The organism is Thalassospira sp. CH_XMU1458, assembly GCF_037027205.1.
GTDB classification, from domain to species: domain Bacteria; phylum Pseudomonadota; class Alphaproteobacteria; order Rhodospirillales; family Thalassospiraceae; genus Thalassospira; species Thalassospira tepidiphila.
Window position 1 is genome coordinate 802,079 of sequence record NZ_JAYMDW010000003.1, and the last position, 25,008, is coordinate 827,086.

A 25,008-nucleotide genomic window follows, 5' to 3' on the forward strand; every position below is an offset into this window, starting at 1 on the left:
GAACCCGCTGATTTTAGGAGGGCTGACCATCTAACCATGGCGCGACAGGATGGTTTCATATGCATGATCAACCCGCGTGCCATAGGTGTGGCGAAGATCGCGGGCGATTTGATCTCGCGCCTTTTGGGCGATGGTTCGGCGCATCTCCGGCTGTGTGATCAGTGCCGACGCGGCTGTTACAAGCGCATCCTGATCCCTTGGCGGGATGATCAGGCCACTTTGATGATTGATGACCGGACTTCCGGCATCGAACGTGGTGATGACGGCACAACCGGCTGCCATCGCCTCCATGGTGGCAAGGCTGCTGCCCTCCGTCAGGCTGGGAAAGACGAAAATGTCGGAAGACAACATATGATTGGCAACCTGATCGTGCGGGAGGGGGCCAAACCACGTCACCCCGTCGGGCAGATTTGAAAGCAGGCCCTTGGCACAGGGTTGTGCCGCGCCGATCAGGGTGAGGTCGACCCTCAAGCGGAACAGGCAGCGAATTGTTTTCCAAGCTGCCAGAAGATGGGCTGTACCCTTGGCAAGCGACAGGTTGCCAACATAAAGAAGCCGGATGACGGTATCGTCGCGCGCGAAACGTTTCCGATCCAACAGCGCCTGACAATGTGGTGACGTAAAGGGGACCAGATATATCTTGTCGGGCGCTATGCCAGTTCTTTGCAGACCGTCCACGACCGTATCCGAGGGTGCAAATACCGCATCGGCAAATCGGGCTTCTGCCGTGCGTCGACCGGCAAGGAAGTTTGATATTTCGCGGTGGGTGCGACCGTGGGATGCATATTCGCCGACAAGCTGAACATGGCGGGTTTCGGCCAGTTGGCCGGTGACATCGGAGATCGTGATCATATTGCCTGCCTTTGCGCGACGCATGGCAGGCAGGCTGTAATTGCCCTGCCCATGCAGGATGTCGGCGTTTGGCATTTGAAAGGCGGCCAGCAGTGACAGTGGAATGTCGGAATAAAGATTGCGCGCTGGTAACCGAAGCTTTTGGGCCGTTTGTCCAAGCAAGTCGGGCAGAAGGTGGCGACCCGGGATATTGCAAAGTGCAGTGCCGACATGGCGTGATGACGGGCGGATAAGACCCGTGCCGTCATGGCGCCAAAAACTGTCCCAACGTACCAGCCGATCCTGATCGGCGAGGTGCTTGGCAAGAATCCTGGCCTGATCGACACGGCTTATCATCCAGACCGAAGGTTCGGATTTCAAGCCGCGATTGCGGTTTGGCGTGATCATCCCCACCGCCGCACGTCCGGGTTATGATTAACCGCCTGATGAACTGCCTGCCACATGGTGTCGCTGTGATGGGTAGGATTGTTGTTGGCAATTGCCCATGCTTGATGCAGGCGCGTGTCTTCGAGAAGTTGCGGCGCATCAAGAAGGCGTTTGCAGGCCGTGATCCAATCTTGCGGATTATCGATCGGCAGGATTTCGGGACCGCGCAAAACATCTGGTGCGCAGCCGGTGAATGGGCTTGCAAGCGCCACCGTGCCACAGGCAATCGCATCAATTACACCAACGCCATAGGCATCATTTCGGCTGGGGAATAGGGCGATCTTGCTGTTGGTCAGAATGGGCGGCAGTTGATCGGGGGGAAGTTGCCCGAACACATCCGCCCGGTCACCAAGGCCGGAAGATTGCGTAAGCCTTGTGGTGCTTTTAATGTCGGTACTGCCAACGATGGCGATACGGTTTGCAATGTCTGTCTTGGACAGTTCTGATGCGATCCGCATGAAGAGATCAAAGCCCTTTGAAACCGTCGTGCGACCACACCAGACGATGTCGTATTGTCGTTCCGCCAAGGTTTGGTTGGCGGGAATATCGGGTAAAGGGAATGACGGTGGGATGGGGGCGATCCAAATATGATCAGGCGATGCGCCAAGGCCTTCAAACCACGCTGCCCCGCGTGAACTTGCGGCGACAAAGCCATCGGCACGGGCAATCATGATCCGGCGTAATCTGCGCCGAAGCGGATTGTCATAGGTGGCATCAGAGCCTGCCCAGCCATCGAATTGCAGCACGGTCGGAATGCGGTGTTTCAGCGCCCAGTTTTGCGCCTGCCATTGCGCGATGCCAAAACCGTTTATGATCAACGCATCACTTGGCTCACGGCAAACAGCCCGGGTGACGCCAAACGGAAGTGATAGGGTTCGGTTTTCACCAAGGGGAATTTGAACGCCCGGCAAGGTGATATGGTCAAATGCGGGTGTTGTGATTGACCAGTTGCGTTGTGGTTCGCGATGTTGGGTACATAGGACACGCAAACATCCGCCTGCGGCCATCGCGCCATGATGAAGCGCGTTATAGGCGTCAGATCGGTAGGGTGGCACAAGGTTGGTCAGCAAAGTCACCCTCACCGCGGCGATCACCTTGAGATGCTAATATTGCCTGCAACTCAATCATAAGTTACCATTCAATTCAACCAATTAGCCGTGACTTAAATCGTTGACGGCGGCGAAAGACGGACGCCAACAGCAGGAACTTTGTGTTTCTGTCGTTTTTTAAGTGTCCGGCCGGGGTGACAGGGGTGGCAGATGCGTGACGAACTCAAAGGGCACAAAGCTGCCTTCTTCGGGTTGCCGCTGGAGACGAGACGACGCCGTCTCGTCTGTGCTGATATCGCCTTGATGCTTCGCAAAGGTACGGCGACTGCCAGCCAAGCCTGTTTTCGTCACCATTGCCTGAATGCGACCAAACTGCCCGCAGCCTTGCGCGATGATCGGTTGTTTGCAGCACTTTCGCGCGCAGATTGCCTGTCAGCTGATGGCATGGGGATTGTGTGTACAGCCCGCCTGTTGGGGATCAGGGTTGCAGAGCGTGTCACTGGCATTGATCTGATGACAGATCTTCTGGCGCAGTTCGCACAGGATGGCACGCGGGTTTTCCTGTTGGGGGCGCGTCAGGATGTTCTTGATCAGTTGCAGGCGATATTGCCTGCACGTTTTCCCGGACTGATCATCGCGGGTACCCATCACGGTTATGAGCCCGATGATGAAAAGCTGGCTGATTGTGTTGCACAGGCCAAACCAGATGCCCTTTTTGTCGCCTTGCCATCCCCGCGCAAGGAGCTGTTCGTTGATCAGTATGCGGACAAGACTGGATGCCGTTTTGCCATGGGTGTTGGCGGGGCGTTTGATGTTCTGGCCGGGAATGTCCGACGCGCCCCGGTTATCTGGCAGCGGTGCGGGTTGGAGTTCCTTTGGCGCATCTTCTGTCAGCCGCGCTACATGATCCCGCGCTATGGGCTTGGGCTTTGGGCATTTGCCCGCCTTGTCGGGCCAAGGATTGTGCGTTTTCAAATCCGGCGCTTTTGGCGTGCCTTGCGAAAAGCGGCAATCATTTCGGTCATCTTTATGATGCTGACAACCGCCGCCGATTTACAGGCGCAGCCGACAACCACAGCGACGTTCGATTTGGAAAACCGGCAGGCGGCGATCAGTTGGATTGAAGCGGAAATCGCAAAGGTGGAGGCCACCGAGGACGTCGCCAAATTGATTGACGCACTTGTCGGAGCTGTGCTGTCAGAGGATGTCGCTAACCAACAATCTGACATCGATTGGCAGGTGGCAGAGGACAGCCTTAAAGTATTGCTTGGTCTGTTTGATGTGGTTCTGGGCGGCGGCAGTAGCCGTTTTTTGCTGGAGACCGTGCTGGGTGGGGTGGTTCTGCGTCTGCTTGATCTTCATCCCGACCCGGGGCGCCTTTCGGAAATCATCCGGGGTAATTCTTCGGATTTGGCAGAGCGCCTGTTTGAACGCAATGCCAATCAAACAGCGATATTCGCAGGCGAACAGCAATCATTTACCGCAAGCATCGAGCCCGAAGTAGCACCGCGTGTTGTCGGTTCGGTTCGGCCACCTGAAACCGAACGGGCGCGGCGTTATTCGCTTCTTTTTGTTGGCGGTCCGAGGAACCCAGTCGTCGATAGCTATTGGGGAGTTGAGGATTATCAGGAACCTGTCGGAATTCCAGAGCTTGAGGATGCAAGCCCGAGATGACAGAGCATCCCAACCATCCCGTCGCGATTACCAGCGTCCCGCAAGAACGGTTTGATCCGTCCTTGCGCGATTTGTTGAGCATTCTTTGGCAACGGCGCGGGGTTGTCGCACTGACCTTTGTTGTGGTCCTGATCGCGCTTCTGAGCGGGATCGCCAATTGGCAGGGGGATTATCGATCCGTCACCGAAATCGGGCTTTCTGCAAATGTGGAAATCGCGGAACGCCAGATGCCAGCGGCATTCAACACCGACCGGCGCATTGTAACCGCCCAGGAAATCGAAACGGCAATTGCGGAAATCAAAGGGCAGAAAACACTTTCCACCGCACTTTCGGTTATGCGCGGAGAGGGTGTTTCGCTGACGGATATGCCGGTATCCAGTGATCTCGAAACAGACGGGATCTCTCATCTTCGCAATGCTTTGGAAACCACCCGGGTTGGCAATGCGGCGGTCATTGAAGTGGCCTTTGTCGCAAGCCAGCCGGAAACAGCGCAAAAGGCGTTGATGGCCGTTATTGAAAGTTATCTTTGGCAGCGCGAAGACCGGCAAAAAGCCGCCATTCGAAGACAACTTGCCGAGGCGGAGGCGCAATTTCAATCTGCGCAAACTGAATTGGATGGTCTGGAAGGAGATCTGGCCAGCTTGCAAAACAGCGCCGGTATTCTGGACCCGGATGAGAATGCGCGGATGCTGGATCGCATCTATGCACTCGATGAGCAGGCTGAAAAACTGGGGCAGGAGGTTGTCAGCCTCAGGCTTGCGCGCCAAAGCCGCAATGAGGCGGCAAACCTTGATGATTTGCTGGCGATTGACGATGTGGCTAGCCATCCGATGGTGCGCCAAATCTCGGCCCAGTTCGAGACGACAAAACAGGAATTTGTCAGGCTTGATCAGCGTTACGGTCCCAAGCATCCGACCATGCAGGGCAAGCAGCAAGAACTGGATGATCTTCATAACCAACTGGCTGCTGTCGCCAGCAACATCGCCGGTCAAATGGATATTACCCTTGCCGGGGCGGAAGAAAAGCTGCGTCTGATCACGGCCCAACGGGATCGTTGGCAGGATCGGATGGCTCTCCGCAATACAAGCGTTCAGGGGCAGGCTGCCCTGGTGCGATCTGTCGCCATGGCGCGCGCCAATGTTCAGGAGCTGGGCCAGCAGGTACAAGCTTTGCGCCGTGAAATGGCAGCGTTTCAGGGGGATGCGGCGATCCTGCATGCGCCTACTTTGCCCGCAGCAACCGAATTTCCCGCCAAGCGCGATCTTGCCATGTTGGCGATCATGATGGCGTTGTTTGCCGCCGTGGTTGCCGCATTGCTGCGTCACTATTTCGATCAGAGCATTGATGACGACTTTGATCCTCAGGCGGCGTTGGGCATCCCGTTATTTGCCCGTATCCCGGAACGGTCGAGGGTGAACAAGGCCACCAGCGCCGCTGCCCATGACGAGGCCGCAGGGCATCTGGCAGTTTTGATGCGGATCATGGTGCAGGGCGGAGATGCAGCAAGCAAATCCGATAAGGACGGGCAGGTGATTGCGGTTGGCTCAGCACTCTCGGGCGATGGCAAAAGTCACATCGTTCATGCGCTGGCCGAAAAGCTGGCCGGATTGGGGGCATCGGTGATTGTCCTTGATGCGGATTTGCATGATCCGGCACCGCCAAACCGGGCGCGGCATGACGGTGACATGACTGCTGATCTGACTGATGTCATGTCAGGGCTTATGGAAATGGACGCCGCCCTCGCCGGGGCAGAGAACGGCGAAAGGTATCGATATCTTGGTGCGCGTATGCCGGTGCCGGGAAATATCGCAACAGGCATGATTGACGGGCAATTACCTGATTTGATCACGCGCCTGCGCACCCGGTTTGATCATGTAATTGTTGATACGCCGCCGATCCTGTCCGTCGCGGATGGTGTGATTGCGCTGGGACTGGCCGATGTCAGGCTGTTTGCCCTGCGCTGCGGACATAGCAAGCGCCGCGATATCACCCAAGCCCTGTCGCAATTGCGCGCGGCCAATATTGTGCCAGAGGGCATTGTTTTGAACGGTGCCAAGCCGCGTGCGGCCTATGGCAAGGCACAGGCGGACATGGCGACCGAGGGGCCGACGTCATGAAGGCAGCCCTGATTGTGATTGCCCTGCTGTTGATTGGCTCTGGCGGCGTGGTTCTGGTTTCGGAGGGCAGGGCGCTATCGCAGCTTGAAAACAAACGTGCAGCTTTTGCCAACGGAGACGGCTTTGGTGCAGAGCGTGATGCGATGGTGGTCGATGGCTCGGAACTTGAAGCACTGCTCAGCCAGCGGCTGATCGAAAGGCCGTTTGATCCGGTTTTTCTGGGGCTGAAGGCTAAAATAGTAGCCGACGATGATTTGGCGCTTAGCGTAAAGCTTCTGGATCAGGCACAGGCGATTGCCCCGCGTGATCCCCGCGTGCAGGCAATGCGTGACGGGCTGCAAGTGCGGCTTCAAAGCTTGCCATTCCCAGCATCACCATTGGCAGAATAAGGGCAGGCATGATCATGACCCAGTCGCCCATGCTGCCAATCATTGCCATCGCAAAAAGGGCAATCAAAAGCGCGCACGTGTCGGGTTGCAGGCAGGTTGCAAGCACCGTTTTGATCGCGATGATGAGTGCTGTTGCGAGGACCAGCATGACCGGAACACCAAACACGATTGCGCCATCAAGCCAAAGGTTATGGCTGCTAAACCAATGGGCATTTGCGTTCAGGTCCGGGGTGGAAAAATGAGCAATGACCAGTCCAATGCTGTCGGCACCCCATCCGGTCAATGGCCGTTCTGCAATCGCCTGCAGGGCGGTGATCCACAAATCATCCCGCTGGATCAGATCACTGCGGGCAAGGTCGGTGAAGCGCGTGAAAAGTTCCGGCGATGCAAAGGCTGTGACGGCAATGGTCGCGATGATGCCAAGGGCGATCACAATCAGCCGCTTATTGCTTTGCACGTTTTCACGTGGGGTCAGAATGATAAACAATCCCCCGCCAACCAGCGCCATTATAAAGGCCAGCCGCGAGTGGCTTTGGACAACGGCAGTTGCGAACAGCAAGCCAATCGCCAACCAGCCACCCGCCTGATCAAGGCGCTTGGCCGTGCTCAGCGCGCGGCTTTGATCATACAAAAACAGGCAGGCCACAATACCGAAGGCCATCAGGTTTCCGAACGACGTGCGATTGGCGAAGCTGCCGGTCCAGTCGCCAAGATGGGCCTGTTTGGTAAACCAGAATGTGGTTTGCCATCCCATCACATCGGCACCTGCGGCAAGCGCCACTTGAACGGCGCAGGTGATGACAATTGTGCGGGCGATGGTGATGTTCAGATGGGTGTTGAGGCGTCCCACCAGCGCAGTCAGGCTCGCAACACCGCCCAGCCAAATCAGATAGGTCGCCATATTCGGCCAACCATACGGGGCGAGTGCAATGTGCGGCGCATTGAACGGATAGGTTTGAACTGGCCAGATCGGAAGGATTTGCAGGATCGCCCAACCAATCAGCCCAGCGATCCCGATCCAAAGATACAGCAGGTGCTTGCCGATTTGCACAGGACCGGGGCGCAGGCAAATCGCAAGCATGCCGATACCGGTCAGGATCGCCAGAATGGCAAGCGCCCATGGCCGCAATCCGCCGAGCAACAGCGGGGCCAGAATGATCTGCACCATCAGACAGGTTTGCGCCAGCCAGAGCATCAAGGTCAGCCAATCTGCTTTGAAATCAAGACCTTCAGCCTAGCCGAATTTTCGCACCCTGTCGCGCTGCTTGCGCAGGGGGCTGAGTGATGAAAGCTATTGCTTCCGACGTTGCGCACTACGCCGGGCAGGGGCCGGGAACCGCCAGCCAAGCAGTATCACTGCCGATCTGGTTGGTACTTGCGGGCAATCTTTTGATGGGCGCCTCGCTCTGGCTGATTGCAGCGGGCGGGATGGTAGCCAAGCTCATTCTGCTTGGTTTCTGGATTGCGATGCTGTGCGCTTACGCCCGCCCGGTTCGAATTACGCCGGGTTTGCTTGCAGGCAGTTTGGTTCTTTCCGGGCTGATTGGTGTCATCGCGACTGGCGATGGGGCAAGCCTCGAAAAACTCCGTCTGATCGGCAACCTTTTGATGCTGCCCGTTGGGCTTTTGGTCGGGCTTGTGATTGGCCGGGACAACCTTCGGGTGATGATGCCAGTTCTGGTGGTTTATCTGCTGCTATCTAGTTCGTTTCAGATGACGCATGAAGGCATGCGTCTTAATCAGCCGTTCTTGTTTTTGGGAATTTTTGCGCTCTGTTCAGTGGTCCAGTGGCGGGGCTGTCGGCTGCTCGCGGCGGGATCGGCCTTGGCTGTGTTGCTCAGCCAAACACGGATTGCGGTGTTGGCGATGTTGCTCAATCTGATCGGGATGATCCGGTTCTCACGGGCGATGACGTGGATTGTTGGATGTGTCGCCTTGGCAGTGGCTGGCTGGTTTGCAATGTCGCATCTGCCGCGCCTGTTTCTGACCCATGGCAGCGGGCGGTTGGCGTTCTGGCAGGATTTCTGGGGGATGTGGCAAGGCGGCTCTGTCGGGCAAAGATGGTTTGGTTTCGGGGCCGGGTCGGTGGAGGAAATCCTGTCCGGCTATCAATCCTTTGCATCCTTTGGTGCCCTGCATAACGATCATTTTCGCATGTTGTTTGAAACCGGAATCACCGGCGCGATGCTTTGGGCGGCGGGATGGATTGTGATGATTTGGACCGTTCGCCATGTGCGTCTTGCCGTCTGCATCCTGCTTTCGGTGATGCTGACCATGGTGACGGATAATACGCTGAATTATGGGCATTATCTGGTCTGTTGCGGGATGGCCGCCGGGATTGCTTCGAGTGCGGGGCGTCATCATGGATAGGGATCATCTGATCAATATCCGGGATCGCGTGCTGGCCCGCATGGTTGCGGATGGCTTTGCCGGGGCCGATCCGTTTGACGGGCTTGAAAGTGCTGTCTTTCGCGCAAGCGGCCTTGGGCGGTTCCGACTGGCGCGGTTGGCCTGGTTACAGACGATCAAGCGTGGTCCGGAAGGCTTGCGCAAGGTTGTTCGCATTCCCAATATGGTCAATCCGAAGACACTAGCCCTGCTGGGTGGGGCCGCGCAGGGTGTGGTCCTTTGTGATGTTCGGGGACGCCTGCTTGAAATGCAAAACCCGGATGGCGGGTGGGGATATCCTTTTGAATGGCAGGCGCGGGCGTTTTACGCCAAACGTCATCAAAGCAATGCGATTGTGACAAGCTTTGTCGTTGATGCGTTACTTCAAAGCGGGATGCAAAAGGATCACCCGGCGTTGGTTCATGCGGCCGGGTTTGTTGAAGACAAGCTCTGGCGGGAAGGCTATTTCGCCTATTTCGATCATGTTGTCGTTGAAATCCATAATGCCAGCCTTTGGGCGGCCTTTGCACTGCATCGGGTGATAGGACTGAATGACAAAACCGCACTGGCGGTGGAGCGCGTTATCAATGCGCAACAGTCTGATGGCAGTTGGGCCTATGGCACGCGGTCCCATCACCAGTTCGTGGACGGGTTTCACACGGGCTATGTTCTTGATCTTCTCGACAGCTTGCGGGCGTCGGGGATGGACGGGCTGGACAAAGCCATTGAATGTGGGTGGCAATTCTATCGCGCAGCGTGCTTCGATAAAAAGGACCTGCCGCGCAGCTTTGCCGGGCGGGATGGCTACCTTGATGCCCATGCAGTGGCACAGGCGATGGCAAGTCTTTGCCGGTTTGGGGACCGCGACGGGGCGATCCGGGTATCTGAATGGGCAGCAGAAAATCTTTTTGATCCGAGCCGTGATCTGTTCTTTGCCGGGATAAAGAAAGGCGGCCGGCCAGATCGGCGCAATTACATGCGCTGGACGCAGGCATGGATGGTCTGGGCACTGTCAATCGTGATAGAAAACACCAAGCCGAACCCGTCGAGCCCGCAAGATCAAACCATGTCGAATTTTGACCCGACCACGCCACTCAGTTTTACCCATCCCGATCCGAACCGGGCGGAGAAGGAGGCGGCCTTGCGTGCCTTGCCCGAACCTGTGTTTCGCGGGCTTTATGATATCACACGCGCGGCAGCATCGCGGGCCAAGGCTGAGGGCGCGATGGAAACGCTTTATGGCCTGACGCGCGGGATGAAGACCCTGCAGCGCATCGGGGCGGAGCAGGGCGTCATCCTTGGCATCAGGCGCGGTGGCTAAACTCGGCGGTTAGCGTTGGCGCAGCTCGTCAGCGGTCAGTTGGCCATCGCCGTTTTTGTCAAGATAGTTGAACATCCGGTTATGGACGGCCTGGAATTCTTCAAGCGCCAATTGGCCATCGCCGTTGGTGTCCATCATGACGATCATCATTTCCGGGCCATGCATTTTGCCCATCATGCCACCCATCATCATGCCGCCATTCATCATGGCACCGTTCATCATACCGGGGCCCATCGCACCGTTATTGCACGGCATCGTGTTGCAGGGACCGTAACCTTGTCCGTTGCCCGGGCCATATCCCTGACCCATCATGCCCGGACCTTGCATCATACCTTGGCCCTGCATCATGCCTTGGCCGTTAGGGTTCATCATTTGCGGGCCTTGTTGGGCCTGGGCGACGCCAAGCGCACCGGCAAGCATCAGTCCGATTGCGGTAATTGCGAGATATCTTTTCATCATAAGTCTCCTGTTCCGAAGGGATGAGACCATTATGTGCAGATGACCCGTCGCATTTTTGCGGATCGAAGGCGGGAAACTGCCCAAAACAATAAAATCATTCTATCATCATCAGGGGCGCGCGCATTGAGGCCGATCAATCGGCATCCGCTGCCAGAGTAAATTCTGGCGTGATTTTCATTGCCCCGGCCAACCCCGCGGGGATATTGCTAGGCGATGCCCGCAAACAGACATCTGCTGTGCCAAGCTGAGTATTGAAAACATATGAGTTCCCGATTTCCCGCCCTGCCGATTGATGCTGTCCTGCCGGAGGTGATTTCCGCGCTGGAAAACGGCACCAATGCGGTTTTGCAGGCGCCACCGGGTGCTGGCAAGACGACAAAGGTGCCGCTGGCGCTGCTTGATTGCGCGTGGCGCGGGGATCAGAAGATCATCATGCTCGAACCCCGTCGTCTGGCCGCGCGTGCCAGTGCGCGGCGCATGGCGCAGTTACTAGGCGAGGCGGTTGGCGAGCGTGTGGGTTATCGCGTCCGGTTTGACAGCAAGATTTCCAAGGACACCAGGATCGAGGTCGTGACCGAGGGCATCCTGGTCCGCATGATTCAGGATGACCCTGAACTTTCCGGCATTGCCGCCGTCCTGTTTGATGAATTTCACGAACGATCATTGGATGCCGATCTGGGCCTGGCCCTTGCCCTTGAAACGCAGGGAGCACTTCGTGATGACCTGCGCCTTGTGGTCATGTCGGCCACCCTTGATGGTGATCCGATTGCGCGACTGATGGGCGATTGCCCGGTGATCACATCCGAAGGCCGCGCCTATCCGGTTGAAACGAGATACGTGGCCCCCAAGCCCGATAAATGGGGCAATTTCCGCATTGATGTGGAAATGACCGGCGCGATCAAAACCGCCCTTCGCGAGGAAAGCGGATCGATCCTGGTCTTCCTGCCGGGGCAGGGCGAAATCACCCGGGTTGAAAGTGCGCTTAAGGATGCGGTGGGAAGTGATGTCATCATCGCCTCGCTTTATGGCGCGATGGATACAAAGGCGCAGGACATAGCGATCCAGCCCGCCCCGGACGGCAAGCGCAAGGTCGTTCTGGCCACCGCGATTGCCGAAACGTCGCTGACCATTGATGGCATCCGGGTGGTGATTGATAGCGGCCTGCAACGCCTGCCAAGGTTTGATCCGGCGTCGGGCATGACGCGGCTGGTCACGGTCAAATCATCGCAAGCCAGTGCCGAGCAACGCCGTGGCCGCGCCGGGCGACTGGAGCCGGGCGTGTGCTATCGCCTGTGGCCGGAAAACGAACATCGTGCGCGTGCGCCCTTTACCGCGCCCGAAATTGCCGAGGCCGATCTGGCGCCGCTGACGTTGGAGCTGGCGCGCTGGGGTGTTACCGATCCCGAAACGCTGCGGTGGCTGGATGTACCGGATCGCGCCAAGATTGATCAGGCGCGCGATGTCTTGCGCGGCCTTGAAGCACTTGATGGCGAAAACCGCATTACCCCGATGGGCACTGCCATGGCCGGATTGCCGGTCCATCCGCGGTTGGCGCATATGATGTTGCGCGGCGCTCAGCTTGGCCTTGATGATGTCGCCTGTGCGCTGGCGGCGTTGTTGTCTGATCGTGATTTCATGCGCGGGCGCGGGGCGGATTTGCGCATCCGGGTTGAGGCGATCATCAAGGGCCGGGCGCCCAAAATGATATCGGAGGCCGCCAAGCAACTTGCCCGCCGTTTGCGCGATGCTGCAAAGCAGAGCGGGTTGGCAAAACCCGATACCGCGCGCGTGGATCGCGCCGATGAGGTCGGATTGCTTCTGGCCTTTGCCTATCCCGACCGGATCGGGGAGCGGCGCAAGGGGGCGGACGCGCGCTATCGCCTTTCGGGCGGGCGCGGCGGTGTTTTACCCAATGAAGATAGCTTGGCGTCGGAGCCCTATATCGCGGTGGCCGAACTGGACGGGCAGGCGCGCGAGGCCAAGATTTACCTTGCTGCCCCGGTGGCGCGTGCAACTCTTGAAACCCATTTTGCCGATCAGATTTCCGAGGGCACGGAAGTCTTCTGGGACGCGCAAAGCGATGCGGTTGCCGCCCGCTGGCAACGCCGGATCGGCGCGCTGGTGTTGGATGAAAAAGCCACCCATGACGAAGCCGATCCCGATGCGATTGTTGCAGCGATGATGGAGGGTATCCGCAAACTTGGCCTGCATTGCCTGCCATGGGACAAGGCATCAGAAGGCTTGCGCGCAAGGCTGGCGTTTCTTCATCGGGTGGAGGGCGATGCCTGGCCCGATGTTTCTGACGACGGGCTTTTGGGATCGCTTGAAGACTGGTTGGCACCCTATCTCGGCGGCATTACCAAACGAGGCCAGCTTAAACAGATCAATCTGTCCGAGGCGTTACTCGCCGGGATTGACTGGAACCAGCGACAGGAAATGGATCGTCTGGCCCCCACCCATTGGCAGGTGCCCACGGGCTCAAACATCCGCATTGATTATAGCGGTGAAACACCTGCTTTGCCGGTGCGCATGCAGGAAATGTTTGGTGCCACCGAAACGCCAAAGGTGGCGAATGGCAAGGTCGCGGTGACCTTGCATCTGCTATCCCCCGCACAACGGCCCATTCAGGTCACCAGTGATCTGATCGGGTTCTGGAATGGGTCCTATGCGCAGGTGAAAGCCGAGATGAAGGGGCGCTATCCCAAACATTATTGGCCCGACGATCCCCTGATCGCCGAACCAACGCGTCGGGTTAAAAGCTGGATGTAGGGTGAGCGGGCCTAGGCCGCTTCAAGGATGCAAAGCTTGCAGGAATAGCCTTCTTTCTGATGATACGGCGCCTCGCGGATTTCGCGGATCTTGGCGATACCGTCCTGTTCCATCTGCTCAAGATGCTCCGCATAGCCATCCTTGTCCCAGACCTTTTCATGAACCGTGATGACAGCCGGTGCGCCGGGCTTGATCACGCGCACGAGTTCATTCATCGCACTCGGGCCGACATGGCCCGATGTAAAAACGCCGACACTGATGACACCGTCATAGGCATCATCCTTGATATCAAGTTTCTGGGTCAGATCGGCCGTTTCAAGTGCGTCATAAACGCCCTTTTGGCGCGCCTTTCTCAGCATGTCAGCACTCAGGTCGACACCGTCAATCGTGGGTTCGCACTGTTCGTGCAGTTCCTTGCCAACCAGTCCGGTGCCACACCCGGCATCAAGCACCCGGTCCGATGAGCTGATTTCGGATGCCAGTGTTTCCGCGGCAATCGCCGGGGCGACATAGCCCATGCCAATCAGGGTGTCATCGTCATAGCTTTCGGCCCAATCGGCATATACCGCGCGAATATCATCGCGGTCCCCGGCCAGGGCATAGGCGCGCGTCAAAAGTGGGTTTTCGGTCCCCATAAGCTTGCTCTCCATCTGTCCTGAATGGGGCAAGTGTACATGATATCAACATGTTATTCAAATCGACCGCGGTTTTGGCCGTTCTTCGCACGGTTCGTGATGATTAGCCGGGATAGCTGATCTCAAGAATTTCCAGCTCATCCTCGCCCGACGGTGTGCGAACGGTGACGACATCGCCGACGCCTGATTTCATTAGGGCACGGGCCACCGGCGAAATCCAGCTGATCTTGCCATTTAGGCTGTCGGCTTCGTCCTCGCCGACGATGCGGATGGTTTTTTCTTCGTCGCGGGCATTCACATAGGTGACGGTGGCGCCAAAGAAGATATGGGCATGATCGGGTTGTTCATCAGAGCGGACAACGACGGCATCTTCGATCCGCTTGCGCAGGTATCGCACACGGCGGTCAATTTCGCGCAGGCGCTTTTTGCCATAGATGTAATCCCCGTTTTCCGAACGGTCGCCATTGCCCGCTGCCCAGTGGACAACAGCCACGACTTCCGGCCGTTCCTTTTTCCAAAGGTGGTCGAGTTCGGATTTAAGGGCGTCTAGCCCTTCGGGGGTGATGTAAATCGGTCTGTCCATTCGCGGGTTTTAACGCAAGGCCGTGTCGCGGGAAAGAGGTGATTTCGACATCGTAATCGTAGATGCAGCCATATATCGATTATCGATTTGAGAGGAATGGTCACCGATCTCAAACTTTATCCACTGTGTAAATGTCTCCGGTGCCACCGCACCCCGATCATTGTTTGCAAAGGTGACTGAAATGGAAAAATCCTCCTCGTTTGATCTCGCCACGATGGACCGTCGACACTTGTTCAAACTTTCGTTGTTCGCCGGTCTGGCGGGCATGTTGCCAGGCCTTCCGGCCATGGCGCAGGAAGCAGGTGACAACGTTGATCCGCCGGTTTCGTCGAATCCGGTGCCGATTGTCGATGCCCGGTTCCCGTCTGAAATCGCGCCCGGTGTTTTCATCCTGCCGGACAAGCGGATCACGCTCGTGCCCAATGTCGGGATCATTGTCGGGCGCGATAGTGTCCTTGTCGTTGATTGCGGGTTGGGTATTGAAAGTGCCGAGAATGTTCTTGATGTCGCGCGGCGGTTGGCGCCGGGCCGCAAGATCATTCTGACAGTGACCCATGCCCATCCCGAACACGGCTTTGGTGCACAGGTTTTCAGTGCGGATGCGCGCATATATTACAACAGTGCACAGCGCGATCATCTTGCGCGACGTGGCGATATTCTTCTGGACGGTTTTCGCAACGGGGTTCTGCCACCCGAGCAGACCCATCTTCTCGATGGTGTGGTTCTGACAGGGCCGCATGAGACGTATGACGGTGCAACGGCAAGGATTGATCTTGGCGATCGAGTGGTTGACATGCGGACATGGGGGACGGCGCATACCCCGGGTGACCAGATCATTCATCTGCCAGACGAGGGGATCGTTTTTGCCGGTGATTTGCTGGAGGAGCGCATGTTTCCAATCGTTCCGTTCTTCCCGCCGATGATCGAGGCCGAGGAAATCGATATCGCCCGCTGGGAGACGGTTCTGCGCGATATCATCAGCCTTGCACCCAACACAATTGTGCCCGGCCATGGCAATCTTGCCGGTACTGAATTGCCCGAGGCGGTTCTGGCCTATTTCGCCGATGTCAGACAGCGTGTGCAAAATGCCACCGGCGATCCCGCCGCACTGGAACAGCAAATCCGTCGGCACTATGCCACCTGGGAAAATCCGCATTTTGTCGCGCCGACCCTGCGCTATTTCATGCAGGCGGGCTGATCGGCCGTCACTTTATATTCCGATCGTTATGACAGGGGACCTGTGCATTCACGCCAGGTCCCTTTTTGTCAGCCATCCAGCGACAGATCCGCGATGAAATCACGCAGCCAGCGTTGGGCGGGGTGTACGTCATTGCGGCGATGCCAGGACATGTAAAAAACGACCGGCTCAAGTTCAAAAGGAAGCGGCCGGATCGCAAGCGCGTCGGCCTGACCCGATGCCGGTATGACGCCAGCCATCAGGGTTGCGATCAGATCAGAACGCGCAATCATAAGCGGGGCGGCATAAAGGGTTGGCAGGGTTACGGCAAGGCGGCGTTTATGCCCCATCTTTGCCAGCGCGGCATCAACCAGACCAAAGCGGTCATTTTCCGGTGATACCAGCAAATGCGATAGCGACAAAAACGCCGAAAGATCCAGCGGTGTCTTGGTTGCCGGATGGTCACGGCGCAGAACACAAACGAAGTCTTCCGAAAAAAGCGGCTGGTTCAGAATGCGCCCGGTTGCCGTCGGTGGTACACCAATCGTCAGGTCGGCCTCGCCCGCATCAAGCAGCGCAATGGCATCGTCGCGCGCCGTAAAATTCCCGACCCTAAGCGTGATGCCCGGTGCCTTCTGGCGCAGGGCTTCAAACAGGACAGGCAGAACCTTGAAGGTCGGATGATCGGAGGCTGCGATGGAAAACGTCGCGGTGGATGTCGTCGGATCGAAGGTCTGGGTAAAATCAAGTGTGCGCTGAATTTCGGCCAGCGCATGACCAAGTGGTTCTGCAAGTTCAAGGGCACGCGGGGTGGCCTGCAGGCCAGAAGGACTGCGGATGAAAAGTTCATCATTTAGCAATCCGCGCAACCGCGACAGCGCAGCACTCATGGCCGGTTGTGTGCGGCCAATGCGAATGCCCGCACCTGTGACGCTGCGCTCTTTCATCAGCGCATCGAAAGCCACCAGCAGATTAAGGTCGATGCCATGTAAATCCATCAGGTGGATGTTACTGCATAATTTATATTGATTTCAAGTATGCTGAAGGGGCCGATAGCATTGCCCGATATTCAACAATCCTGAATGGGTAATCAAAATGACAGATCAACTTAATACACCGGTGATTTCCGGGGTGTCGGCCCCGGACCGCAAAGCGGTCGAGGCACTTTATCGCGCCTTTACAGAATGTGTGGACTTTCTCGACGAGGCGGTGACCAGCGACTGGCAGGATATTCCGCTTGCGCCCGGGCAGGAGCCGGGACGCGATGGCATGAAGCCATTGATCACGGCGTTTCAGGCTGCATTCTCAGACTTGAACATCATCATCCATGAGATGATTGGTGGGCCGGGCCGAGTTGCAGTGCGGGCTGAAATCACAGGCACGCATTCAGGCGAATGGTTCGGAATTGCTGCGAGCGGACGGGAATTTCGCATGCCGATCCACGAATTCCACTATGTCGAAAATGGCAAGGTGACCCATACCTGGCATCTTGAGGACTGGTTTGGTTGGCTGCATCAAGTGGGCGCATTGCCTACCGCCGATCAGGGGGATGCACGATGAAAGCGATCAGACTTGATAGCTACAATAGGGCACCGGTAATCGGCGATATTGCCACACCTGATATTGGTCCGGATGACGTTCTGGTCCGGGTCCGGGCAGCCGCATTTAATCCGCTGGATATCAAGTTGCAAAGCGGTGTCTTGCATGGATATTTCCCATTGGAATTCGGATATACGGCGGGAACGGATCTTTCCGGAACGATTGAAGAAGTCGGGGCAAATGTGACGAACTGGCGCAGGGGGGATAAGGTTATCGCCCGACTGGATCCGGTTGCGGGCGGTGCTTTTGCCGAGTTTGCCTGTGTTCCGGCGCATTATCTTGTGAAGGTGCCGGACGGTATGGCGTTTGAACTTGCGGCGGGAATCCCGACCGCAGCGGGCACAGCCTGGCAAGCCTTGTTTGAGATGGGCAATCTTGATGTCGGGCAGACGGTTCTGATCCATGCCGGTGCGGGCGGTGTCGGCAGTTTCGCCATTCAGTTCGCACGTGCTGCCGGGGCGCGCGTGATTGCAACCGCATCGGGTGACGGAATTGATATTGTCCGAATACTGGGCGCGGATCAGGTGATCGATTATCGCCACACCGACTTTGCCGAAACGCTTGCGGATATCGATCTGGTGATTGATACGATTGGCGGAGAGACACAGCAAAAATCGTTCGGCGTCTTGCGAAGGGGCGGCAAGTTGCTATCGCTTGTTGCACCGCCTGACGAGGCATTGGCAAATGCCCACAATGTCGATGCGCAATTTGTGTTTCATATGTCTGACACGGATCGCCTGGCACGGGTCGCTTCGGCACTGCACGAGAACAATGTGCGTGTTCTGATCGACCAGACTGTGCCGTTTGATGCCTTCGCACAAGCCTTTGCGCGACAATCATCGGGCCGGGCACGCGGCAAGGTCATTGTCACGATGGCCTGATCACAGTGTTTCAATGAAAAGCGGGCCGTGACGCCAAATTGTGCGTCACGGCCCGTTTGTATTGCGGTACTGCTTTGCTTTGTGAAGGCAAAGTTTGGTCTTGTCGGTTATCCTCTGGCCGCGACCCGAAGTTCGCGATCGTCAATCGGCATATGGACGATGGCGGCAAAGACGCCGAGTGCCACCGATGCCCACCAGACCGCATCGAAATTACCGGTCAGGTCATAGACAATGCCACCCATCCAGGCGCCAAAGAACGCGCCGATCTGATGAGACAGCATGACAATGCCAAACAAGGTTGCCATGTAACGCGGCCCGAAGACCTGTGCGATCAGGCCACTGGTCAGCGGCACGGTCGAAAGCCAAAGTGCGCCCATCGATGCCGAAAACAGCAAGATGGTTTCAGATGTTTTGGGTGCGAAGATAAAGATCACGATGACCAGCGCACGCATGCCGTAAATAAACGACAGGCCATATTTCTTGCGCCATTTGCCACCGGCCCAGCCGGCCGTAAGCGTTCCGACAATGTTAAACAGACCGATCAATGCCAGACCTTCGGCCGCGACAGAACGGGGCAAGCCGCACAGTTCTGTAAAGGTTGGAAGGTGGGTGGCGATCACCGCGATGTGGAAACCGCAGACAAAGAAACCGGCATTGAGCAGTGCGAAACCGCGATGTTTGCGGGCCTCGTGAAACGCGGCGGCCAAGCCCTGCGGACCCAGATCGGGGGTGGCGGTCGGGCTGTTGCCTTCGGCCTTGCCGGTCATGGCAAAGGCGGCCGGGATGATCAGCATCGAAATGGCTGCGAGGATAACAAGCGCCGATACGTAACCAAGCGAGCTGTTGAGCGCCTGGGTGGTTGGAGCCATTACCAACTGACCAACTGAACCACCAGCGGACGCCAGACCCAGTGCGAAGCTTCGTTTTTCGTTGCTGAAAACACGGCTGATGGCGGCAAGCACCACCGGAAAACTCGTGATGCCAACACCGGTACCGATCAGGAAACCTGCGGTGAGGTAGAGCTCGCCGGGGAACGCGGATGTCCCCATCAGATAAAGCCCAAGCGCATAAACGATGCCACCGCCAATCAGTGTCCGGGCCGTGCCAAAACGGTCCGCAATGGCACCGGCGATCGGGGCGGATATGCCCCACATCAGGTTTTGAATGGCAAAGGCCAGACCAAAGGTGGCAGCGTTCCAGCCGGTGTCATTGAGCATATCGGGGATAAACAGGCCAAGTGACTGACGCACACCAAGGTTTAACGACAACACAAGGCAGCCCGAAAGTAGAACCAGCCACGGGAACCATTTTTTTGCCCGCATGATGGTCATGCGTGTGGGGCTGTGGGGCGGACTTTGGGGCGAGCTTTGAGTGGGGCTCATAGGCGTTCCTCCGAGAGGGATTATTGTTTGGTGGCGATATTGAACGCGGTGGCGCTATGCGTCCAATTCATTCGGATTATGATGCTGATAACATTTCTGCATGGGGGTTATCGGATGCTTTGCCCGCATTAATCACCAGTTCGCCAACCTTGTCGATAATATCGTCAAGATCAGAGCTTGATGCGCGACGGATCAGGGTGATGGCCATGCCCCAGTTCATGCCGGGAATATCCAGGATCTTGATCCGCTTTGCGGCTGGGCTGTGCTGGCAAAACCGCCGCGCCATGATCCCGTAACCGGCCCCGGCGGCGACCATTTCGATCTGCAATTCAAGGGCGGATACCTCAAGCACGGAGGTGAATTCGACCCCGTTTTTATGCGCCCATGCATTGCCAAGCGCACGGAAGGTGCATCCTTCGGGCATCAGGATCATCGGGTGTTTGGCAAGTTCTGTGATGGTGGTCGGATGGGGACGGGATGATTTCGGGCCGATGGCAACGATTTCATCATCCAGCAGGGTTTGCGGTGACAAGCTTGCCGGCAGATCGCGGCTTTGCACCCCGCCAACAATGCCATTAGGCCCGTCAAGCGACAGCATGGCATCAATTTCGCCCCGACGCAGAAGCGGAAGAAGTTCGGCCGACCAGCCGCTTTTGATCGAAAGCGACATATCCGGGAAGGCCTGATGCAGGGAACGGAGTTCTTGGGCGGCCAAAAGCGGGGCGGCCCCGTGGCTTACGCCGAGGCGAAACGGGCCCTGGCGTTTGGTGTTGCCGAGAACCGAGTCACTGAAACCTTCAAGGCGGCGCAACAGATCGCGTGCCTCGGTAAGCGCCCGGTGCCCGGCGATGGTTGGTTGCAGGGGCTTGGTGGCCCGGTCAAACAGGCTTTTGCCAATGCGTTCTTCAAGGCGCTGAATACGGCGGGTGACGGCAGGCTGGGTCAGGCCAAGGCGATCTGCCGCACCGTGAAAGGATTGCGCGTCTGCAACGGCGATAAGGGTTTCAAGCTCGCGGGTGTCCATGGGGCTATCCTGATCCGTTCGGGATCAGGGAAGTGTCCGGGATAATTCATGGTCATGCAAGAAATCTATTGTAGCGTCACAATTGATGCGTTTCATGCATTGGCGGGGGATGCGCCAAGGTCCTGATCGCGTTTTCTTTTTGCCTTGAATGCCGTGGCCGCCGCGGTATAGCCGCCTTCGCCGCCATCAAGAAAATGGAAATGCGCATCACTTGTGATGGAGGGCACGATGCAGGTCATGATCGCGCTGCGTTGGCGATGGGTGCCAAAATGAATGTCACCTTGCAGTTCTGCCGCATGCAAAAGGGCTTCGACTTCCTCAGCACGGGTCAAACTGCAATTCACCGTCATCCAAAGCCCATCACCGAACTTGCGAAAGTCGGTGTTATAGCCGGTGTAATCGCGATAGCGCCTTGGATCAAACGCGCCCAGTTTCCAGCCGGTTTTCATCAGGATGGCTGCGATCAGCGCGATATAAAGCGCCTTGAGCCATGCTTTGATATAACCGCCTTCCTTGTGTTTGGTGGCCTCTGCCTCAAGATGCATGCCGGGCGGCGGGAAGGCGACGCCGGGCCCGTTTTCGGGGATCGGGCTGCTTTTGCGCGGGCTGTCATCGAGAATGGCAAACAGGGTGCGGACCGTTTCATCAAAACGGTCCGGGTGGTCGCGCGGGGCAACAATGAGTGACAAGATAACATCAGAGTCCTCGGCACGGATGGGTGACCAGCGGCAAGACAATCCGGTTAAATCCGGGCGGGTGCCCGGTGGTGCCGGCGTAATCAGGTTATGGCCCTGTTTCATTTGGTCTTCGGCCCATTGCAGGCCGCGCCCGTTGAACATGGCATAGGAAACCGGCTTGGACACTGCATAGCGGGCAACACGCACATTACGACCGGTGGCACGGATGTCGCCAATCCGAACCAGCCCGACCCGCAATTCAAGATCGAGTGTTTCACGGGCCCATGTGGCTGTGGCGGCCATCGCATCGCGCACGCCGTCAATCTGATCCGGGGGGCATGCGAAACTTGCGCCATCACCGCCAAACAGAAACGGAAAATCGGAATGGCCAAGCACATTACTGACCGCGCAGATCACCGACGCACCGACCATGTTGACGTCCTTGTATCGACCGGCTTCGACCGCCTTGGTCGATCCAATGACGTCGGATGTGCCAACCCACCAGTCATCTGGCAGGGCATGATACACCGTGCCATCAAGGACCTTTCCGAAGTCGTCAAAGGTCGGTATGTCGAGATAAAGGTTGGTCAAATCGATCTTTCATTGGCAGGCGCGATTGCCAGAAACCAGCAAACCCTGCGTGCCATCAATAGTGCGGCGGTGGTGCGTCGTCTTCGGGTGCTGTACGCAGGAAATCGATCATGCGTTTAACATCAGACGACATTAATTTGTTCTGACGTTCAAGCAGATCGATGCGATCCCACTGCTTTTTGATCATGTCAGACAGGTCGGTGACGACGGTTTCCATGTGGGCAAGCTGTATTTCAAGCTCGGTTATGCGGGTGTCGGTTTCTTCGTGGCTCATTCCGGTATCTTCTGCAAATGTGTTCAGTTGGCTGTGTATGCCGTGACTTGCGGTACGCGCATGCCTGTGGCACCACTGCGCGGCACGGACCCTAACATATCTGGATGGTTGATGACTGATTTATCCGTACTGGCCCTTGTCGGCATTATTTTGGCGCTGATTGCGGGATATGCAATCCGCCTAAAGGCCGTTCCGATGCCTACATCGGCCAAGGCAGCCGACGAAATCATCGCCTATATCCCGGGTGATACCAAGGCGGTGACGGATTTTGGATCTGGATGGGGGGATCTGGCACTGGCGATTGCGCGTTCGAGGCCGGAGGTCAAAGTAACCGGTATCGAGCTTTCGCCAATCCCCTATGCCATCAGCCGGATGCGGGCGGTTTTGGCTGCACGGCCCAACCTTGATTTCATCCGGGGCGATTTTAAAACCCTTGATCGTGATCCGGGCGACGTTGTGGTGTGTTTTCTTGACCCAAGGGTGATGGGCGATGTTGGCGATGTGCTGGATCAGCGCATGGCAAATGGCGGCATTTTGATATCACGCGCCTTTGCCATTTCCGGCTGGCAGGCGTTTGGCGAGGTGCCGATGAAAACCGGATCAGACCACATTTATCTGTATCGTATCGGCAGTCACAAGCCGGGCATTGTTGCCTGATCAGCCGTGAGGCTTAGTTGCCATGTCCGCAACAGCCACCGTCCGCATCGCGCCCATGCAACTGAATCGGCGGGCAGGGGACGGTGCCGTAAGAACAGAAAACGCAGCAATCACCGGCCTTGGGGCGCAGAACTTCGCCGCATCCCTTGCAGTCATAAAAATACTGACAGGCATCGGTCGGCATGGTTTCGGTTTCGACATGCCCGCATTCGGGGCAGGTCAGAACCGAGACCAGTTCGACATGATTGGCATCAGTCTTCTTCATAGACTTTGATCAATGCTGAATGATCAAGGTCGCCATGACCCATGTCGATCAATTCGTCATAAAGTTCCATGGCAAGACGGGTGATGGGCAGTTCGACCCCCAGTTCGCCTTCGGAAAATTCAAGCGCCTGGAACAGGTCCTTGCGCTGGGTGACGACCTTGCCGCCCGGTTCGAAATTGCGTTCGATCATGCGTTCGCCGTGCTTTTGCAAGATGGCGGAATCGGCAAAGCCACCGGTCAGGGCAGATCGCAGCTTATCAAGATCGACACCGGCTTCATCGGCCATGGAAAAGGCTTCGGCAACGGCACCGATGGTGATGCCGACAATCATCTGATTGGCCGCCTTGGCAATCTGGCCGGAACTGACATCGCCCACATGGGTGACGCGCGACCCAAGGACGTCAAACACCCGATGGGCACGTTCGAAATCTTCGGGCGATGCACCGACCATGATGGAAAGTGTGCCGTTCTCAGCCCCGTGGGTGCCACCGGAAACCGGGGCATCAATCCATGTGCCGCCAGCTTCTTCGACCACATCGGCAAAGCGCCGTGTGGCTTCGACCGAGGTTGTGCCCATGTCGATGACGATGGTGCCTTCTTCGAGGCCGTCAATAATGCCTTCTTCGCCCAGAAGGACATTTTCAAGTGCGGGCGTGTTGGCAACACAAATGATGACGATATCGGCCTCGGCCGCGGCATCGGCCGGGGTGCCGGCCGTTGCAATGCCAAGGTCTTCGAAGGCATTGAGGGTTTCGGGGTTACGGGTATTGACGGTCAGGACTGCACCGGCCTTTTCAAGATTGAGCGCCATCGGACGCCCCATCAATCCAAGTCCGATAAAGGCGATGTTTTCCCCGGAAAGAGCGGTCATGACGGCGATCCCTTTGTGTGACGGTAGCGATATCTGAATTGGCGACGCAAAAACGGTCCGCGCCCATTGGCCCGAAACCGGAAAGTTTTGTTGGCTGGGTCCTGACCCATTGTGGATGACCAAGAGCAGCAGTTTCAGGGCGTAACGCCCAAAATGCGCTTTGTGTTCCACAAATTCGATCAGACAGGCCCAACACAAAGTTGGAATGCTGAATTAACCGTTTTTCACTCAACAAGGCCGTGCTGGCAAGGTGCCGCAGCCGTCGTTGCAAACATCAAAAATCACCGGGCCGGACATAGCGCGCTGCCATGGCGCGTTCGATGGCCGATCCGACCAACCGGTCAATATCAAGCCGGTGGCGAAGCAATTCAAGAATGCGGAGTTCTTCCTGGCTGATTTCGCTGTCGGACAGGACGATTTCACAGGCGAAGACATACGCGGTTTCGCGCAGTTTGCGCGGCAGGGCATCGCGGATCATATCCAGCGTGCGGTCCATGCCGTCTTCTTCGCCCAGCAGTTTGGCGCAATCGCGCGCAACACTGGTGACGCCATCATTGTCAAATCCGGCAAAAATCGGAAGATAACGGACCCGGCGGCCCATCGCGGAAAGTTCGGCGTCGGTGATATCGTTATCGGCGGCCGATACCATAACCATTGTGTAGATCAAGGCGTCCTGATGCGAAATCACGTTGGTTACTCCTTATCGAGGATGGTTCCCTGAAACGCTTTTATCCGGACTTTGACGTTGGGATCCGGACAGTGTGAAAACCACCGAGCCGAGCGATGGTATGCCGATAAACTTCCACGGGCAACAGTTAACCGATGAATTTTCAAGGATTTTAAGGATTACGTAGTGAAATCGCGTTCATTCTGTCGGCACCGGTCGCGCGGGCGTTGAAAGCCGTGAAAAAGGCGGCATGCGCGACCAAAAGAACAAAAAATGAAGCC

Annotated in this window: 23 protein-coding genes; 9 read left to right on the forward strand and 14 right to left on the reverse strand. The window is 57.0% G+C overall.

All coding sequences use genetic code 11. From position 1 onward, the window contains the following. Positions 1–30: 30 nt before the first annotated feature. Entirely contained in the window at positions 31–1,239 is a 1,209-nt protein-coding gene (locus WBY09_RS17690; RefSeq protein ID WP_336233446.1) for a glycosyltransferase family 4 protein, read from the reverse strand. Next, positions 1,236–2,360, reverse strand: a complete 1,125-nt coding sequence (locus tag WBY09_RS17695; RefSeq protein ID WP_336233447.1) for a glycosyltransferase family 4 protein — start codon at positions 2,358–2,360, stop codon at positions 1,236–1,238. Before WBY09_RS17695 ends, WBY09_RS17690 begins: the two co-directional genes overlap by 4 nt. A 177-nt stretch (positions 2,361–2,537) precedes the next feature. Between WBY09_RS17695 and WBY09_RS17700 the strand changes: the two genes are divergently transcribed. Continuing rightward, on the forward strand, positions 2,538–4,001 hold the full coding sequence (locus tag WBY09_RS17700; RefSeq protein ID WP_336233448.1) for a WecB/TagA/CpsF family glycosyltransferase: 1,464 nt from the start codon (positions 2,538–2,540) through the stop codon (positions 3,999–4,001). Next, entirely contained in the window at positions 3,998–6,118 is a 2,121-nt protein-coding gene (locus tag WBY09_RS17705; protein WP_336233449.1) for a GumC family protein, read from the forward strand. The genes WBY09_RS17700 and WBY09_RS17705 overlap by 4 nt, the downstream gene beginning before the upstream one ends. Before the next feature lie 261 nt (positions 6,119–6,379). On the opposite strand, the gene WBY09_RS17710 is transcribed toward WBY09_RS17705, so the two are convergent. Continuing rightward, complete coding sequence (locus WBY09_RS17710) at positions 6,380–7,702, reverse strand: O-antigen ligase family protein (protein WP_336233450.1); 1,323 nt, start codon at positions 7,700–7,702, stop codon at positions 6,380–6,382. An 89-nt stretch (positions 7,703–7,791) separates the two neighbouring features. On the opposite strand from WBY09_RS17710, the gene WBY09_RS17715 reads away from it, so the two are divergent. Further along, complete coding sequence (locus tag WBY09_RS17715; protein ID WP_336233451.1) at positions 7,792–8,877, forward strand: O-antigen ligase domain-containing protein; 1,086 nt, start codon at positions 7,792–7,794, stop codon at positions 8,875–8,877. Continuing rightward, positions 8,870–10,216 (forward strand): prenyltransferase/squalene oxidase repeat-containing protein, encoded by a 1,347-nt coding sequence (locus WBY09_RS17720; protein WP_336233452.1) that lies wholly within the window; start codon positions 8,870–8,872, stop codon positions 10,214–10,216. The genes WBY09_RS17715 and WBY09_RS17720 overlap by 8 nt, the downstream gene beginning before the upstream one ends. Positions 10,217–10,225: 9 nt before the next feature. Here the strand turns inward: WBY09_RS17720 and WBY09_RS17725 are convergent, their stop codons facing one another. Next, on the reverse strand, positions 10,226–10,672 hold the full coding sequence (locus tag WBY09_RS17725) for a hypothetical protein (protein ID WP_197146967.1): 447 nt from the start codon (positions 10,670–10,672) through the stop codon (positions 10,226–10,228). Positions 10,673–10,936: 264 nt separating this feature from the next. Here WBY09_RS17725 and hrpB point away from each other — a divergent pair, with 264 nt between their 5' ends. Next, positions 10,937–13,444, forward strand: coding sequence for an ATP-dependent helicase HrpB (gene hrpB, locus WBY09_RS17730; protein ID WP_336233453.1), 2,508 nt, complete (start codon positions 10,937–10,939; stop codon positions 13,442–13,444). An 11-nt stretch (positions 13,445–13,455) separates the two neighbouring features. Here the strand turns inward: hrpB and WBY09_RS17735 are convergent, their stop codons facing one another. Then, positions 13,456–14,079, reverse strand: a complete 624-nt coding sequence (locus WBY09_RS17735) for a class I SAM-dependent DNA methyltransferase (RefSeq protein ID WP_286790986.1) — start codon at positions 14,077–14,079, stop codon at positions 13,456–13,458. A gap of 103 nt (positions 14,080–14,182) precedes the next feature. Further along, the gene (gene greB, locus WBY09_RS17740; RefSeq protein WP_008890268.1) at positions 14,183–14,662 is read right to left on the reverse strand and encodes a transcription elongation factor GreB; all 480 of its coding nucleotides are present in this window, start codon (positions 14,660–14,662) and stop codon (positions 14,183–14,185) included. A 181-nt stretch (positions 14,663–14,843) separates the two neighbouring features. Here greB and WBY09_RS17745 point away from each other — a divergent pair, with 181 nt between their 5' ends. Then, entirely contained in the window at positions 14,844–15,860 is a 1,017-nt protein-coding gene (locus WBY09_RS17745) for an MBL fold metallo-hydrolase (RefSeq protein WP_286790987.1), read from the forward strand. A gap of 68 nt (positions 15,861–15,928) precedes the next feature. Here the strand turns inward: WBY09_RS17745 and WBY09_RS17750 are convergent, their stop codons facing one another. Further along, complete coding sequence (locus tag WBY09_RS17750) at positions 15,929–16,837, reverse strand: LysR family transcriptional regulator (RefSeq protein ID WP_286790988.1); 909 nt, start codon at positions 16,835–16,837, stop codon at positions 15,929–15,931. Between the two features lie 97 nt (positions 16,838–16,934). On the opposite strand from WBY09_RS17750, the gene WBY09_RS17755 reads away from it, so the two are divergent. Beyond that, the gene (locus tag WBY09_RS17755) at positions 16,935–17,399 is read left to right on the forward strand and encodes an ester cyclase (RefSeq protein ID WP_286790989.1); all 465 of its coding nucleotides are present in this window, start codon (positions 16,935–16,937) and stop codon (positions 17,397–17,399) included. Next, positions 17,396–18,319, forward strand: coding sequence for an NADP-dependent oxidoreductase (locus WBY09_RS17760; RefSeq protein ID WP_336233455.1), 924 nt, complete (start codon positions 17,396–17,398; stop codon positions 18,317–18,319). The genes WBY09_RS17755 and WBY09_RS17760 overlap by 4 nt, the downstream gene beginning before the upstream one ends. 107 nt (positions 18,320–18,426) lie before the next feature. On the opposite strand, the gene WBY09_RS17765 is transcribed toward WBY09_RS17760, so the two are convergent. The 4 genes from WBY09_RS17765 to WBY09_RS17780 all read right to left on the reverse strand — a co-directional run bounded on the left by WBY09_RS17765 (position 18,427) and on the right by WBY09_RS17780 (position 22,267). Next, positions 18,427–19,701, reverse strand: coding sequence for an MFS transporter (locus tag WBY09_RS17765; RefSeq protein ID WP_336233456.1), 1,275 nt, complete (start codon positions 19,699–19,701; stop codon positions 18,427–18,429). Positions 19,702–19,777: 76 nt separating this feature from the next. Further along, positions 19,778–20,725, reverse strand: coding sequence for a LysR family transcriptional regulator (locus tag WBY09_RS17770; RefSeq protein WP_064781772.1), 948 nt, complete (start codon positions 20,723–20,725; stop codon positions 19,778–19,780). Positions 20,726–20,817: 92 nt separating this feature from the next. After that, positions 20,818–21,993 carry a DUF3095 domain-containing protein gene (locus WBY09_RS17775; protein ID WP_064781773.1) on the reverse strand — a complete coding sequence of 392 codons (1,176 nt, stop codon included), beginning with the start codon at positions 21,991–21,993 and terminating at the stop codon, positions 20,818–20,820. A 55-nt stretch (positions 21,994–22,048) separates the two neighbouring features. Next, entirely contained in the window at positions 22,049–22,267 is a 219-nt protein-coding gene (locus tag WBY09_RS17780; RefSeq protein WP_008890264.1) for a SlyX family protein, read from the reverse strand. Positions 22,268–22,378: 111 nt separating this feature from the next. Between WBY09_RS17780 and WBY09_RS17785 the strand changes: the two genes are divergently transcribed. Then, a complete protein-coding gene (locus tag WBY09_RS17785) occupies positions 22,379–22,924 on the forward strand; it encodes a class I SAM-dependent methyltransferase (RefSeq protein WP_064781774.1) in 546 nt (181 codons plus the stop codon). Between the two features lie 13 nt (positions 22,925–22,937). Here the strand turns inward: WBY09_RS17785 and WBY09_RS17790 are convergent, their stop codons facing one another. The 3 genes from WBY09_RS17790 to WBY09_RS17800 all read right to left on the reverse strand — a co-directional run bounded on the left by WBY09_RS17790 (position 22,938) and on the right by WBY09_RS17800 (position 24,748). After that, on the reverse strand, positions 22,938–23,189 hold the full coding sequence (locus WBY09_RS17790) for a GDCCVxC domain-containing (seleno)protein (RefSeq protein WP_064781775.1): 252 nt from the start codon (positions 23,187–23,189) through the stop codon (positions 22,938–22,940). Further along, the gene (locus WBY09_RS17795; protein WP_063087726.1) at positions 23,176–24,060 is read right to left on the reverse strand and encodes an NAD(P)-dependent oxidoreductase; all 885 of its coding nucleotides are present in this window, start codon (positions 24,058–24,060) and stop codon (positions 23,176–23,178) included. The genes WBY09_RS17790 and WBY09_RS17795 overlap by 14 nt, the downstream gene beginning before the upstream one ends. Positions 24,061–24,334: 274 nt before the next feature. Next, on the reverse strand, positions 24,335–24,748 hold the full coding sequence (locus WBY09_RS17800; protein ID WP_008890260.1) for a tellurite resistance TerB family protein: 414 nt from the start codon (positions 24,746–24,748) through the stop codon (positions 24,335–24,337). Positions 24,749–25,008: the final 260 nt, after the last annotated feature.

Coding starts and splice junctions, on each gene's coding strand:
- WBY09_RS17690 (WP_336233446.1), bottom strand. CDS start 1,239: ATGATCACGCCAAACCGCAATCGCGGCTTGAAATCCGAACCTTCGGTC.
- WBY09_RS17700 (WP_336233448.1), top strand. CDS start 2,538: ATGCGTGACGAACTCAAAGGGCACAAAGCTGCCTTCTTCGGGTTGCCG.
- WBY09_RS17705 (WP_336233449.1), top strand. CDS start 3,998: ATGACAGAGCATCCCAACCATCCCGTCGCGATTACCAGCGTCCCGCAA.
- WBY09_RS17710 (WP_336233450.1), bottom strand. CDS start 7,702: ATGCTCTGGCTGGCGCAAACCTGTCTGATGGTGCAGATCATTCTGGCC.
- WBY09_RS17715 (WP_336233451.1), top strand. CDS start 7,792: ATGAAAGCTATTGCTTCCGACGTTGCGCACTACGCCGGGCAGGGGCCG.
- WBY09_RS17720 (WP_336233452.1), top strand. CDS start 8,870: ATGGATAGGGATCATCTGATCAATATCCGGGATCGCGTGCTGGCCCGC.
- WBY09_RS17725 (WP_197146967.1), bottom strand. CDS start 10,672: ATGAAAAGATATCTCGCAATTACCGCAATCGGACTGATGCTTGCCGGT.
- hrpB (WP_336233453.1), top strand. CDS start 10,937: ATGAGTTCCCGATTTCCCGCCCTGCCGATTGATGCTGTCCTGCCGGAG.
- WBY09_RS17735 (WP_286790986.1), bottom strand. CDS start 14,079: ATGGGGACCGAAAACCCACTTTTGACGCGCGCCTATGCCCTGGCCGGG.
- greB (WP_008890268.1), bottom strand. CDS start 14,662: ATGGACAGACCGATTTACATCACCCCCGAAGGGCTAGACGCCCTTAAA.
- WBY09_RS17745 (WP_286790987.1), top strand. CDS start 14,844: ATGGAAAAATCCTCCTCGTTTGATCTCGCCACGATGGACCGTCGACAC.
- WBY09_RS17750 (WP_286790988.1), bottom strand. CDS start 16,837: ATGGATTTACATGGCATCGACCTTAATCTGCTGGTGGCTTTCGATGCG.
- WBY09_RS17755 (WP_286790989.1), top strand. CDS start 16,935: ATGACAGATCAACTTAATACACCGGTGATTTCCGGGGTGTCGGCCCCG.
- WBY09_RS17760 (WP_336233455.1), top strand. CDS start 17,396: ATGAAAGCGATCAGACTTGATAGCTACAATAGGGCACCGGTAATCGGC.
- WBY09_RS17765 (WP_336233456.1), bottom strand. CDS start 19,701: ATGAGCCCCACTCAAAGCTCGCCCCAAAGTCCGCCCCACAGCCCCACA.
- WBY09_RS17770 (WP_064781772.1), bottom strand. CDS start 20,725: ATGGACACCCGCGAGCTTGAAACCCTTATCGCCGTTGCAGACGCGCAA.
- WBY09_RS17780 (WP_008890264.1), bottom strand. CDS start 22,267: ATGAGCCACGAAGAAACCGACACCCGCATAACCGAGCTTGAAATACAG.
- WBY09_RS17785 (WP_064781774.1), top strand. CDS start 22,379: ATGACTGATTTATCCGTACTGGCCCTTGTCGGCATTATTTTGGCGCTG.
- WBY09_RS17790 (WP_064781775.1), bottom strand. CDS start 23,189: ATGAAGAAGACTGATGCCAATCATGTCGAACTGGTCTCGGTTCTGACC.
- WBY09_RS17795 (WP_063087726.1), bottom strand. CDS start 24,060: ATGACCGCTCTTTCCGGGGAAAACATCGCCTTTATCGGACTTGGATTG.